This window comes from Celeribacter baekdonensis, assembly GCF_900102315.1.
In the GTDB taxonomy this organism is placed as follows: Bacteria; Pseudomonadota; Alphaproteobacteria; order Rhodobacterales; family Rhodobacteraceae; genus Celeribacter; species Celeribacter baekdonensis.
In genome coordinates this window covers 69,232-80,933 of sequence record NZ_FNBL01000018.1, presented here as the reverse complement: position 1 = coordinate 80,933, position 11,702 = coordinate 69,232, and the positions used below count along the sequence as shown (strand labels likewise).

Here is an 11,702-nt window from a genome sequence, read left to right as displayed (position 1 = left end):
TCGGCCATCCTCCAGCTGTTCGTCTGAAAAACTGGCGACAAACGCAGCAGCTTCGGCTTTCAGCGCTTCCGCCAACATCCGGCGTGCTCCTTCCCGTGCAAGCTCTGTCAGTGGATCCACAATCGTTTCCGATTGGCGAAAAGGCAGGATCGTTGTCTCTTCATTCATGGCCTATCGCTCATCGTGAGGTTCTGGCCGGCTTGATCACCCGCCACGATACGCCGCCCTTCAAATCACGCCAGCACCCAAATTCCCGCTTAGATCCTTGCAGTTACCCATAAGGCGTGTGGCGAAGTGGATCACCTACTAGACTTGGTCTTGCATCCGAAGAGTTGGTTGTGATTCGTCATGTAGCACCAAAATAATTGAGGTGCGGGCATGGGGCAGAATTGGGTGGAAACGGAAACCGCCGGGTGTGATTTGGGTGACGTCCGGCTGAACCGGCGGCTCGGGGCAAGGCTTGTGGCTCTTGGGGAACGGCCGGGAAAATCGCTGCCCACGGCGTTTCAGCACTGGTCGAACAGGTATGCTTACTCCCACAATGATCCGGTGAACCGCCACGATCCAAGAGGCAATTCCGACGCTGCCGCTGTGATCGGCGGTGGCGCCGCAGGGGTGGCATGTGTTCTTGCCGAACCGTGCGGCATTATCGCTCTTGGAATAGGTGCTCTCGCTGGCATAGCAATTGTGGGGTCAAGCGCGATAGACCATATGAATGAGCAGAGTGGTGCGGGACAGGTTATGGTTGCGGAGCACCGAATTGGGGACCTCGAACCAATTGATGCTCCGGGCCGCAATGCTCCGCGACCAGAGCTAGAAGAGCTTTCCGATGAGGACTTAATTGGTGCAATTTTTGATCCTGAAGACGGACAACAGATCAAAGTAAAGGGCAATAGAATACTCGACGGGAATGGCTGGATCAAAGAAGCTCTGCGTCGGGGCTTGCTGGGTAACGATGATTTCGTTCCTGTGGAAGAACTCCCTGAAGATGAAGACATGGCACCGTGGGAAAATGACGCGGATGATAACGAAGACGAGGCAGACGATGAGCGAAACAAGTGAATACATTCATATCCTTAAAGTTCTTGGGGTTGTTCTTGTCGAAATTCGTGGGACTGAAAACTTGAAAAAGGCAAGGATATTGGCTGATATCTTCCACAATGTTCCCGCTCTAATTTCATCAGAGAAAACTCACGACGAAATAATCGCAGAAATTATGAGGAGGGCAGAGATGCAAAATGCGAAAGAAGTCATCGAAAAATATCTCGAAGCAGCGACATAGGTGTGCTTGAGACGTTTTTTAGTTGAACCTTTCGTTCTTGTTCCGGTCAATCTGGGCGACAGAAATGCCCAAGCAGGCAGGACCTGAAGCTCGAATGGTTGTTTTTGGTGCTAGAATAAACGGTCCGGGTACGACGCCTATCACCTGTTGCAGCAATTTCTACGCCAAATACCCGACTGCGCAGGAGGTCCCGGAGGATCAGCGCGCCTATCTGACCTATCTGCAACAGATCAACCAAAGCAGTTTCGACCGCGCGGAATCTTTAGGTTGGCGACCGCTGCAAAGATAGGCTAGCCTCGCCCTGTATTTAGACGTTTTCGAGGAATGACGATATTCCGCATTTTGAAACAGCTCTTTCTGGCAACCCTGATCGCGATCTTCGCCACGCAGTCATCCGCGATGTTTATCCAGCCCGACTGGCTTGACCCGACGCAGCCGGGGGTCGGGCTGAACAGGGTCGCCTATTCCGCAAATGATCCGGTGAATCTCAGCGATCCGAATGGGAACCTGACGGTGGCAGTCAAAGGTACCAATACGCCCGACGATGATCCTAGATATCAAGAGGGCTCCGAATTTTTGGATACTATATCAGAAACCTTCGGGGAAGCCCCAGTAGTTTTAGATGGAGAGCTAAAAAAACAACGATGCTTCTCGGCGAGCTATGGCTGCGGCGTTGGCGAACTTGATTTTGCAGCATGACTTTCAAGATGGTGAACTTTTAAATATCGTTGCCCATAGTCACGGTGGCAACGTGGTAAAAATTTATTCGGGCCTTAACGATAGTCGTTTTATTGATAATTTGGCGACACTAGGAACGCCTCACGCTGGGATGTTTCAAGATTACCATATCCAGAGAGAAAATGTAGGAACATACTTGAACGCATATTCAACACATGACTTCGTTGTACCAAGAGCAGGTGGGGGAGATGGTCACGTGCTAGATATTACGAAACATGCACCTGCGGCCTCAACTGACCCAAATGCTTTGAACGTAGATGCATCGGTCACGATGGGAACTCGAAAACATGGCCGAAATGGAATACCAAAGGTTGCCATAGGGCATGGAGATCTTGTGTCTCCGGGAGTATGGAAGCAACATATCGATCCCACACTAAATAGAGCCATAGGTAATTGAAAAATGCCACGGCGCCTTGCCCTCCTCATTATTATTTGTGTCGCTACGATATTCGTGTTGCGCCTTGTGCCAATTGGCGATCGCACCTATCCATTCGCGACAGAAGAGCGCCCAAACAATATTGCTGTTTCGCTCCCCAGATATCTCGTTCCACGTCAGATAGCGCTACCCGAGACCATGGGAAGCAAGCTATTTCTCTACAAAGATCCGCACTTTCGAGCCACAACTGCGCTTGTGCTCCAAGTGAGAGAGGGTCAAGAGATCGTCCAAGCCAAGGCGCAGGGATTTGCCATAAATTATAGATTTCGAAATTCACTTCAAAAGCAAATTTTGGCGATAGAGGTGCATGGAGAGGTTATCTCTTATAATCTACCCGATGTTTGTTTCGTCTGCGCCGGGGATCGCGATGATCTCTTTTACATAGGTCAAGCTGGCAACCATATCGGATTTGTAAAAAGCGCATGGACCCCCGCGAAAGGGGGCGATCGTTCATTTCAAATTGTGACGATCGAGTTGCCGTTGGACAGCAAAAGTGAAGTGGCCGTAATCTCTTCTGAAACCCCTGCATTCGAACAAACGATGAAACAGTTCGGTAGCGATCAGGATAGTGAAGTCGTGCAGGGTTTGTGTAATGCAAGAAAAACCTTCCTATCAAAATGGGTCTCACAACATTGGATGGATGAATGCTAAAATTTTGTTAATAAATGTAAAAATATCGGCGCGAAGGAGAGTCTTTGGCCGCAACCGTCGTCCCTCCGCCGCATACCCGCCACAAGCCACAATCTTCAACTCCTAAGACAGCACCCCGCGCAGCACGTCTTTAACCACGAAAAGCGCCACCCCAAGATCAATCAAACGCGGACGCGCGCCGGGTGAACGGGGCGGTGGAATACCTGCACAAGGACCAACTTGGCTCGGTCAAGCTGATCACCGCGGCGGATGGCAGCCTGGTCAAAACCTCCAGCTACGCACCCTTTGGTGAGGCCACGGACGAAATGCTCAGCCTCACCAAGGCCGAGGAAACCAAAGGCTTCATCGGCGAGCGTTTCGACGCCGACGCAGGGCTGCAATACCTCAACGCCCGCTACTATGACCCCCGCCTCGGCCTGTTCATCCAGCCCGATTGGCTCGATCCAACCCAGCCAGGCGTCGGGACAAATCGGTTCGCGTATTCCGCAAACGATCCCGTCAATCTAAGCGATCCAAACGGGAATTTTTGGGGCATTGCAGTTAAAGCAGTGAAGCTTGCAATCAAAGGCGGTGACATCGCGGCGACGGTTTCGGGCGCTGTCGCCGATTTCAAGACTATGACTGGCAAAGGTGTTTCCATGGGCCGGCGCATTGCGGCGGCGGCATCCCTTGCGAGTGAAATTGCGTCTCCTGTGTCAATACGAGATGCAAAAGCTGCTAAAAATGCTGCTGATGCTTTGATGGGGGGGGCAGGCAAGTCCGGTGCTGCGTCTAGCGAAAGCCTTTCCGGTCCTGTAACAAATTTAGTTTCTGGTACTAATGCCAAAGGACAGTTAACTAGCCGAAGTAGCTTTCGAAATCAAACAACACAAGATAATTGGGACAACGCGACGGATGGTCCCTCTGGCGGAAAATTGTGTCCATCTTGTGGAGAGGAGGTTAAAGTTGCTCCAGGCACTGGCCAACAAAGAGATTGGGATAATAGCCACAATCCCTCGTGGACAAATCGACAGTTCGATCCGCAAAATACTTCACGTCAAGACGTTATCGATAATTATCAGGAAGGAACTAGCTTAGAATGTGTTCGCTGCAACCGAGGCGGGGGAAACAGAGATGAGAGGTTCGATGATACAAACGAAGACAATTGAAGCTTTTGAAGATGAATTCGGAAGAATAGAGACCGGTCTTTTTTCAAGCGCAGATTCAGATGTACAAATCGTGAAATACAAAGGTGATAGCTCTTCGCGATTAGCATTTGTTGGGACTCTTGGCTTGGCTGACAAAAGTAGGAAAAAGGGAGGTGTCGGCTGTGAGTGGTTTATGGAATTCCCCGATGATTTGTCTGCAAATCAAGCTGCCTCGGTTTTGGATCATTATGTTTCGATGTATCTTTCCGGTGAGATTCCTGAGCCTAAGCGTGGCAGTTACATCTTATTTTCAAGCTTAAAAGATCGTGTTTGGCCCAACGACAATTCCGTTGGTTTCTACTTTACAATACCCGTTTTCAGGAGCGATGAGTTTCGCAAAAAAAGTCATGCAAATAATATTGTGCCAATTTGGGTTGTTCCTATTATCAAACAGGAAAGTGAAATTCTAGAGAGCCATGGATGGCACCGACTAGAAGAATATTGGGATCAAATGAATACAGACCTGCACGACGCCTATAGGGTACAAGTTCTCTAAAACTGCTCTATCTTCGGAATGATCTTGACAGGTTCTCATTCTTTTCAAGCGTTTTTGTAGAACACCCATTACTTGGATTGTACTATAAAATTTGATTTACTAAATTCTATGCATGCATGCAAGAAATGACTTCGAAGTTCAGCCCACAACCTTCCCTCTTCGCCCACTCCCCTCGTACGCCTCAAAAGCCACAATCTCCAACTCCTGTGACATCACCCCGCGCAGAACGTCTTTCTCCACGAACGCCTCCACCCCAAGATCAATCAAACGCGGACGCGCGCCGGGTGAACGGGGCGGTGGGATACCTGCACAAGGATCAACTTGGCTCGGTCAAACTGATCACCGCAGCAGACGGCACACTGGTCAAACGCTCGACCTACGCGCCCTTCGGCGAAGCCACGGACGAAATGCTCAGCCTCACCAAGGCCGAGGAAACCAAAGGCTTCATCGGCGAACGCTATGACGCCGATGCGGGCCTGCAATACCTCAACGCGCGGTACTATGACCCAAGGTTGGGGCTGTTCATCCAGCCCGACTGGCTCGATCCTACTCAGCAAGGCGTCGGAACAAATCGGTATGCGTATTCCGCAAACGATCCGGTTAATTTGAGAGATCCGGGCGGGAATGAAACCACGATATCAATTCACGAGGCTGATGAAAGCGAGAAACAACTTGATAATCGTGTCGCGATTGGCCGAATTCATATTCGGACAACAATAGCGTGGGACAATGATGATCGAGAAGGGTTTCACATGAGCGACCAAGAAATTATGGAATCTGTTAGGCAGCACGGTAACATTATAGATGGTGTGAAAACGCCACAAAACCCTAATGGCGGCAAATATGTAGTCACCTTTGACCTAGATATAGTCCCCGATGCCGACACAAGCTACGATATGCACGTTGGGCCGAGTGGGTCTCGGTCGAATGTCATGCACCGAAGTGGCATGGGCGTAAATGACAAACTACTTACTCTTGCCCCTGAGGCATCAGACTGGACTGTCGCGCATGAATTTGGGCATTTAGCTGGTGCAAATGACCACTACGAGAATGTTGCTCGCACTCTCCCTAATGGAACTAAGGAGATTATTAGCTCTAGACCTCAGAAGGGCTGGGCTGGAGAAATCATGGGGGCAGGAGCCACTTTTGATGCTCGCAGTGTCAACGAAATGATAAGCTCTCCATACGGTCCCTCAGATTTAGCCGCAGGAGTAACGGTAAGAACATGGCCATGGTAAGCAATACACCCGTGAAAGAATTGATACTCTCATTATCCTGGTGTCTACTGCTAGGTGCATGCGTTGATGAAAGGGCCTCTACCAGCAGATTTTGTGACAACATGCCGGAGCCAACGGCCTCAATTTTCTTAGACGACAAGCCTTTAAACATTGTGTCTTTTTGTGAAGATACGCCACATGGTCAACACTATGCTATTCAGGCTACGCCTCCTCAAAGCTCTTCAATAGTAAAAATTCGATTGGGTGGTGACTATTCAGAAAATTTTCCCAAAACATTGATGTTTGACGGCAAAGTATATGATGGTTTTAGGTATTATGGAGAGCCCGAAACAATTGCGTTTCCATTTGCCGGTTTGGGAGATAACGCCTATTCTTACTACTTAATAATATTTGCCAGAGGCATTGAAGCGTCACAATCAAACAAGGATTCGGATGAAACTTTCAACATACTAAATGTAGCAAAGCGCATAAGGATTTGTTCGCTATCCAATCCTGATAATTGCGCTCATCTTCAGATTCTCGAAGGCAAATAATGAGGTAATTCGAGACATGAAGTTGTAGTTCATCCTGAACTCGGTAAAGAACTCTGCAGGAGCTCAGTCCGCAACCGTCGCCCCTTACCCCACTCCCCTCGCATGCCTCACAGCCGGCCCCGCCACACGCCTCACAGGCCACAATCTCCAACTCCTGTGACAACACCCCACGCAGCACGTCTTTCACAACGAAAAGCTCTACCCCAAGATCAATCAAACGCGGACGCGCGCCGGGTGAGCGGGAAGGTGGAATACCTGCACAAGGACCAACTCGGCTCGATCAAACTGATCACCGCAGCGGATGGCACGCTGGTCAAAACCTCCACCTACGCGCCCTTTGGTGAGGCTTTTGACGAGATGCTCAGCCTCACCCGTGCCGACGAGACCAAGGGCTTCATCGGCGAGCGTTTCGACGCCGACGCAGGGCTGCAATACCTCAACGCCCGCTACTATGACCCAAGGTTGGGGCTGTTCATCCAGCCCGACTGGCTTGATCCAACTCAGCCGGGGGTGGGGCTGAACAGGTTCGCCTATTCCGCAAATGATCCCGTGAACCTCAGCGATCCGGGCGGGAATGCGACCGCTGGTGAAGGTGCGCACGCTGCGGACGACGCGTATAGACAAGATGATGAAGAGCATGATCTGCCTGATTACTTACACAGGTTGAGTGAAGACGAAAGAACGGAACGTTTCGGGGATGGCCTTGTTTGGGATGATCCGAAGACGGGCTTCTACGCAAGAGCGTACCTCAATAATAAAACTGGCGAAGTCATCATAGGTTACCGTGGTACGGATGCTTTTTGGGGCACAGACGCAGATGACAATGTGGGCCAAGGCTTGTTCGGAAAGGCGAGACAATATGATCAAGCTATCGCACTCGCTCAGGGCGTCGCAGCATCCGGAGGGGTTCGACGTGGAAATGAAGGTCTTTCTTTTGCAGGCCATTCCTTGGGCGGGGGGCTAGCAACAGCCGCAGGACTTTCCTTCCAAACGAAAGACCGCAGATATGTTCATGCATTTAACTCAGCTGGATTGCACTTGTCCGAGAATTTTAAGTCCATAGTGTACGGAGGTCTCGCTTTGAAGAATACGAACATCGTGACCCATCGAGTTCTTGGAGATCCTTTAGGTCTTTTGAATGCTGCTTCGACCATGTCTCGAAAACTCCCAGTTATGATTTCCCCCGGTAAACTTGAGACATATGAACATCAGATGTGGGACACTCACAGTATGCAAAATTTTAGGGGACAGATAGATGGCTACTAAGCTTTTTGCTTTATTGATACTTTCTTTTGGTTTGCTGTCGGCTTGCTTGTCTCGCGCGGACTTAAGCTCACGCATCGAGTTTTTGAGCATCGAACAAGCTGAAGAAGCAGCGCAATTCGTCAAAATGAAACTGCGCGAAAAAATTTCCACGGAAGAAGGTGAGTGCATTACTAGGGAAACAAATTTAGTTTGTCGTCTTCCTGTGCGGAATGGTCCGGCCATAGTTGTATTCGCTGGAACAAACTCTGCGGGCTACGCTTTCCTAGTTATTCAAACTGCAACCTCTCATCTCTTACCTGTATCAAATGAGAAATTTCAATCCGGACAAATGGTACCAGAAGAACACAAAGCGTGGGAACAATGGGCCGTGAGGAGTTTTTCTCAGTTTCAGCCACAAGAAAGAGTACGAAGCTATTCAAACAATCAGATAGGAAAGATTGGCACGTTCTAAAAAGACTATTGATTGGAAATTTCCCCAGAAATTCTGATTGGGTACAAGTCCGTGTAGCTCGGGAGCGAACCCTACAGCACTTTCGCCAAACGGTGTCGTCATGGTTAAGAGCGGCCCTCCTAAGAGCATTATCGGTTAGCCAGTCATGGGGCAGCATTCCTCCCCCCACTGGTAAGGAATTAGAATCATGGCAAGAGTAAATCTGACGGGAGAAGAACTCGCTGAGATGCTGGTGCAGTCTGTGTCAGGCGGGTATGTTGTCGAGGACGTTTCTCAAATGGCCTTCGAGATTTATACTGAGCATGGTCGTCATTTGACCTCAAAAATGAACAACCTATTGCTGACGTTAATGGTCATGGAGGCGGGGCCTGAGTTTGCACTCAGTGAATCTGAGTTCTTTGAATTGATAAGCGAAGTCCGCGCTCTGTAATCGAGAGAAATAGGAGAATACCTGCACAAGGACCAGCTCGGCTCGATTAAACTGATCACCGCAGCAGACGGCAGCCTTGTCAAAACCTCCACCTACGCGCCCTATGGTGAGGCTTTTGACGAAACGCTCAGCCTCACCGCGGCAGGCGAAACCAAGGGCAACACCTGCGAGCGTTTCGACGCCGACGCAGGCCAGCAATACCTCAACGCGCGGTACTACGACCCGAGACTGGGGCTGTTCATCCAACCCGACTGGCTTGATCCAACGCAGCAAGGCGTCGGCACGAATAGGTACAGCTACTCCGCAAATGATCCGGTGAATCTGATGGATCCAAACGGGAATGCGTCATGTGGTTCTTCTCTTAAAGGTGGAGATTGTGAAAACGCACTAGATGGTGCCGATAAAGCAAGGAACGATTTGATATCAAGCGCAAATAAGGCGCGTCGCGCTATTGATCGAATCGAGCAAGGCAAGGGGTTTCGGGTTTTTTTCGGGATTAGCTAATTTTAAAAAACGCTTTGAAAAGAGCTATGGCATTGGAAATTTCACCGCTGACGGGTTAAATCGTTTTGCAGAAATGGCAAACTCTGTAGCAAATGGATTGGGGCCAAGGGGGGAAGGTGTCACGATTGAACACTATGGGATCGCCGAGCTGTCTATTAGAGAGGCCCTAGGAGCTTCAGTCACCAATGACAAAGTTGACTATCAAATGTCACAACTCTTTGGGATGAAACGCTTCAAGAATAGGAACGGCTTACTGGGTAGCTATACATCACGAGATCCAAACGCTGCTGGCTGGGCCAGTCCGGGCTCGAACGGACCTATAGCGCTCGACAATGGCTATAATTCGGCAAATTCTTTAAGGGTACTCTCACATGAAGGAGCACATGCCTTCTTAGGACTCGCAGATCATCATGATTGGACCGGATCGGGGTATGGTGCAGACGGCATTCAGGATGCACTAAAAAATGGATTGGAGTGGAACAATGCGGACAGTTTTGCCTGTGTCATTCAGGGCTGTTAGCTTATTTGCGATCATGTTTTTCGCGGCGTGTGTGCAAACGGATATAGCTGGGTTGGGTGAGCAGTCTATCTCTGTTTCAGTCACAGCATCTCAAAAGAAACCTAAAGGTGACTATGTACCTGCCGTAGGACTAGAAAATGACTCACCTCAGACTATGTGTGTCATTGCTGTGAGTGTTGGTCCGAGATTTTCTAATGGTGCTGATGCAGCGTATGCGTTTCGCGACGGATATGAAGCTGCGGCATATGTTTTGCCGCCAAAAAACATGATCGTTATGCCTCCTCTCTCCGAGTACGCGCTTTCGACCGTCTTCGAGCCACTGCCCCCTAATGAGATTTACTTCGAGGTGATGGGCGCATCCTCAAAAGAAGAAGCAGATGAAATTCTTAATAACTTTCGCGATCAAGCACGACGTGCAGATTATTATTGGAGCGCGGAGGTCAGGTATGGACCGTGCTCAAGCAGCATTGAGGGGGCTGCTGTGCTGTCAACTTACGATGAAGGTGCTTTGGGAGCGATCCATTCGGCTTTGGCAAATAGCCGTGAGAACTAAACCTGTGACAACGAAACGGGATTGGTGAAGTGGGTGCCGTAGGACCGCAAGAGCCTTTGTGGTTGTCAGGTCGAAAGATCATTGTGATTCAGGAGCTCCGCCCGCAACCGCCGCCCCTTCGCCCCACTCCCCTCGCATTCCTCACAGCCAGCCCCACCACACGCCTCACAGGCCACAATCTCCAACTCCTGTGACAGCACCCCGCGCGGCACGTCTTTCACAACAAACGGCTCCACCCCGAGGTCGATCAATCGCGCATAGGCCGTATCAGCGGAATTGCTGCGCAGGGAGGATGGGACCAGTCGACCGACGCCGGCCTGCAATATCTCAACGCGCGGTACTACGATCCGAGGTTGGGGCTGTTCATCCAGCCCGACTGGCTTGATCCTACTCAGCAAGGCGTAGGCACGAACAGGTACAGCTACAGTTCTAATGATCCGGTGAACCTCATGGATCCGTTTGGCAACGCTTGGTACAACGACTGGGACGACTTCAAAGACCTATTCAAGCAGACATCTAGTATCGATCCCAATGGCCGAACTGAAATCAGAAGCGCCCCTATTTTGCGAGCCACTGTACCTGGTCAGGTCGCTTGGGATCGGGCTCGCTCCGACGTCACCAATGAAGAATATGGATCGGCGGCACTGAATGCAGGGTTGACGATTGTTGAGGCGGCCCTAACGGCTGCAACGTTTGGCGAAGCACAAGCCTACTTTGGCCTAACACGCGCAGCTGCGAAGCGGCAGTAAAAGTTCCTGGCGCTACAAAGCCAAAAGTCGTAGATAGCACACTTCAGTCAATCGTTGACAATGTCTACAAAGGAGTGGCAAATCCTAAGCGCGTTGGGGACGGTACGACTATGGGCGCATATCTTCACGAACAGGCGACTGGTACACTTGTACATGGTCGCAGCCATGGCAAAAAACTTGTTGAAACAGGTAGGCGGCTTCAGCGCTGGCTTAAGACAGCAGAAGCGAGCGGCACTCTCAGCGCAGACATCTTTGAGGCAGAAACGTTGCTCCACAAAGTCTTGACAGCAACAGGGGGCAAATAGTTATGTCAGAAATCCAAGTGGCTTTCGTTGGGAAGGTTGTCTTCGAAAACCCAACTCTTAGACCGTTACTTGCCGATCACTTGAACGCCAATCAGGGAGAGATTTTTCCGTACGCCTTTATGTCCGAGTTGGCAAAGTGCATCTCCGAAGGAGGCGTAGATAGCGAAAGTACAAAATCTATGTTGGCTCTGATGGAAAGCAGCTTTGATACTCAAAATGATGATGATGTATCGAACTTGATTGCGGTTGGTTTTGTTGAAAGCCTTGTTGCTTTACTTCCGGAGACTTCCTCAATATGGAAAATTGTGCCTCCTAATATTAAGGAGTTTGCCAGAGCATGGGGAAACCAAGAGTGGAGATAAA

General features: G+C 50.0%; 18 protein-coding genes and 1 pseudogene. 17 read left to right on the top strand and 2 right to left on the bottom strand.

The genetic code is table 11. From position 1 onward, the window contains the following. Positions 1-168, bottom strand: a pseudogene (locus tag BLT54_RS20215) (IS256 family transposase); the annotation flags it as partial. Between the two features lie 210 nt (positions 169-378). Here BLT54_RS20215 and BLT54_RS22960 point away from each other — a divergent pair. The 15 genes from BLT54_RS22960 (at position 379) to BLT54_RS22375 (ending at position 10,285) form a co-directional block, all read left to right on the top strand. Further along, positions 379-1,062 (top strand): IS4/Tn5 family transposase DNA-binding protein, encoded by a 684-nt coding sequence (locus BLT54_RS22960; protein WP_245708078.1) that lies wholly within the window; start codon positions 379-381, stop codon positions 1,060-1,062. Further along, on the top strand, positions 1,046-1,282 hold the full coding sequence (locus BLT54_RS20205; RefSeq protein WP_074647259.1) for a hypothetical protein: 237 nt from the start codon (positions 1,046-1,048) through the stop codon (positions 1,280-1,282). The genes BLT54_RS22960 and BLT54_RS20205 overlap by 17 nt, the downstream gene beginning before the upstream one ends. 324 nt (positions 1,283-1,606) lie before the next feature. Then, a complete protein-coding gene (locus BLT54_RS20200) occupies positions 1,607-1,981 on the top strand; it encodes an RHS repeat-associated core domain-containing protein (protein ID WP_074647258.1) in 375 nt (124 codons plus the stop codon). Next, positions 1,956-2,417 carry a lipase family protein gene (locus BLT54_RS22395; protein ID WP_143026908.1) on the top strand — a complete coding sequence of 154 codons (462 nt, stop codon included), beginning with the start codon at positions 1,956-1,958 and terminating at the stop codon, positions 2,415-2,417. The genes BLT54_RS20200 and BLT54_RS22395 overlap by 26 nt, the downstream gene beginning before the upstream one ends. A 3-nt stretch (positions 2,418-2,420) precedes the next feature. Next, a complete protein-coding gene (locus BLT54_RS20195) occupies positions 2,421-3,107 on the top strand; it encodes a hypothetical protein (protein ID WP_074647257.1) in 687 nt (228 codons plus the stop codon). Between the two features lie 194 nt (positions 3,108-3,301). Then, positions 3,302-4,255, top strand: coding sequence for an RHS repeat-associated core domain-containing protein (locus BLT54_RS20190; RefSeq protein ID WP_143026907.1), 954 nt, complete (start codon positions 3,302-3,304; stop codon positions 4,253-4,255). Continuing rightward, positions 4,233-4,790: a suppressor of fused domain protein gene (locus BLT54_RS20185; protein WP_074647255.1), complete on the top strand. Its 558-nt coding sequence runs from the start codon at positions 4,233-4,235 to the stop codon at positions 4,788-4,790. The genes BLT54_RS20190 and BLT54_RS20185 overlap by 23 nt, the downstream gene beginning before the upstream one ends. 296 nt (positions 4,791-5,086) lie before the next feature. After that, complete coding sequence (locus BLT54_RS20180) at positions 5,087-6,028, top strand: RHS repeat-associated core domain-containing protein (protein WP_176832936.1); 942 nt, start codon at positions 5,087-5,089, stop codon at positions 6,026-6,028. After that, the gene (locus BLT54_RS22390; protein ID WP_143026905.1) at positions 6,016-6,561 is read left to right on the top strand and encodes a hypothetical protein; all 546 of its coding nucleotides are present in this window, start codon (positions 6,016-6,018) and stop codon (positions 6,559-6,561) included. The genes BLT54_RS20180 and BLT54_RS22390 overlap by 13 nt, the downstream gene beginning before the upstream one ends. Before the next feature lie 246 nt (positions 6,562-6,807). Next, positions 6,808-7,827: a Tle-like phospholipase domain-containing protein gene (locus tag BLT54_RS20175; RefSeq protein ID WP_176832935.1), complete on the top strand. Its 1,020-nt coding sequence runs from the start codon at positions 6,808-6,810 to the stop codon at positions 7,825-7,827. Beyond that, positions 7,817-8,278, top strand: a complete 462-nt coding sequence (locus BLT54_RS22385; protein WP_143026904.1) for a hypothetical protein — start codon at positions 7,817-7,819, stop codon at positions 8,276-8,278. Before BLT54_RS20175 ends, BLT54_RS22385 begins: the two co-directional genes overlap by 11 nt. Positions 8,279-8,465: 187 nt before the next feature. After that, entirely contained in the window at positions 8,466-8,708 is a 243-nt protein-coding gene (locus BLT54_RS20170) for a hypothetical protein (RefSeq protein ID WP_074647252.1), read from the top strand. A 9-nt stretch (positions 8,709-8,717) separates the two neighbouring features. Then, the gene (locus BLT54_RS23165; protein WP_083351920.1) at positions 8,718-9,212 is read left to right on the top strand and encodes an RHS repeat domain-containing protein; all 495 of its coding nucleotides are present in this window, start codon (positions 8,718-8,720) and stop codon (positions 9,210-9,212) included. Beyond that, a complete protein-coding gene (locus BLT54_RS22380) occupies positions 9,160-9,732 on the top strand; it encodes a hypothetical protein (protein ID WP_143026903.1) in 573 nt (190 codons plus the stop codon). Before BLT54_RS23165 ends, BLT54_RS22380 begins: the two co-directional genes overlap by 53 nt. Beyond that, positions 9,695-10,285 carry a hypothetical protein gene (locus BLT54_RS22375; RefSeq protein ID WP_143026902.1) on the top strand — a complete coding sequence of 197 codons (591 nt, stop codon included), beginning with the start codon at positions 9,695-9,697 and terminating at the stop codon, positions 10,283-10,285. Before BLT54_RS22380 ends, BLT54_RS22375 begins: the two co-directional genes overlap by 38 nt. Before the next feature lie 65 nt (positions 10,286-10,350). Here the strand turns inward: BLT54_RS22375 and BLT54_RS22955 are convergent, their stop codons facing one another. Beyond that, on the bottom strand, positions 10,351-10,683 hold the full coding sequence (locus BLT54_RS22955) for an ATPase, T2SS/T4P/T4SS family (RefSeq protein WP_245708077.1): 333 nt from the start codon (positions 10,681-10,683) through the stop codon (positions 10,351-10,353). On the opposite strand from BLT54_RS22955, the gene BLT54_RS22950 reads away from it, so the two are divergent. Together BLT54_RS22950 and BLT54_RS22945 are read left to right on the top strand one after the other, a co-directional pair. After that, entirely contained in the window at positions 10,639-11,034 is a 396-nt protein-coding gene (locus tag BLT54_RS22950) for an RHS repeat-associated core domain-containing protein (protein WP_074647246.1), read from the top strand. The two genes, BLT54_RS22955 and BLT54_RS22950, sit on opposite strands and share 45 nt — an antisense overlap. A 307-nt stretch (positions 11,035-11,341) precedes the next feature. Further along, positions 11,342-11,701, top strand: coding sequence for a DUF7674 family protein (locus BLT54_RS22945; RefSeq protein WP_245708075.1), 360 nt, complete (start codon positions 11,342-11,344; stop codon positions 11,699-11,701). Position 11,702 lies beyond the last annotated feature (1 nt).

Bases quoted from the DNA above. Each gene is read 5' to 3' on its own strand.
- BLT54_RS22390 (WP_143026905.1), top strand. From the start codon at position 6,016: ATGGCCATGGTAAGCAATACACCCGTGAAAGAATTGATACTCTCATTA.
- BLT54_RS20200 (WP_074647258.1), top strand. From the start codon at position 1,607: ATGACGATATTCCGCATTTTGAAACAGCTCTTTCTGGCAACCCTGATC.
- BLT54_RS22385 (WP_143026904.1), top strand. From the start codon at position 7,817: ATGGCTACTAAGCTTTTTGCTTTATTGATACTTTCTTTTGGTTTGCTG.
- BLT54_RS20185 (WP_074647255.1), top strand. From the start codon at position 4,233: ATGATACAAACGAAGACAATTGAAGCTTTTGAAGATGAATTCGGAAGA.
- BLT54_RS22375 (WP_143026902.1), top strand. From the start codon at position 9,695: ATGCGGACAGTTTTGCCTGTGTCATTCAGGGCTGTTAGCTTATTTGCG.
- BLT54_RS20170 (WP_074647252.1), top strand. From the start codon at position 8,466: ATGGCAAGAGTAAATCTGACGGGAGAAGAACTCGCTGAGATGCTGGTG.
- BLT54_RS22960 (WP_245708078.1), top strand. From the start codon at position 379: ATGGGGCAGAATTGGGTGGAAACGGAAACCGCCGGGTGTGATTTGGGT.
- BLT54_RS22945 (WP_245708075.1), top strand. From the start codon at position 11,342: ATGTCAGAAATCCAAGTGGCTTTCGTTGGGAAGGTTGTCTTCGAAAAC.
- BLT54_RS20195 (WP_074647257.1), top strand. From the start codon at position 2,421: ATGCCACGGCGCCTTGCCCTCCTCATTATTATTTGTGTCGCTACGATA.
- BLT54_RS20205 (WP_074647259.1), top strand. From the start codon at position 1,046: ATGAGCGAAACAAGTGAATACATTCATATCCTTAAAGTTCTTGGGGTT.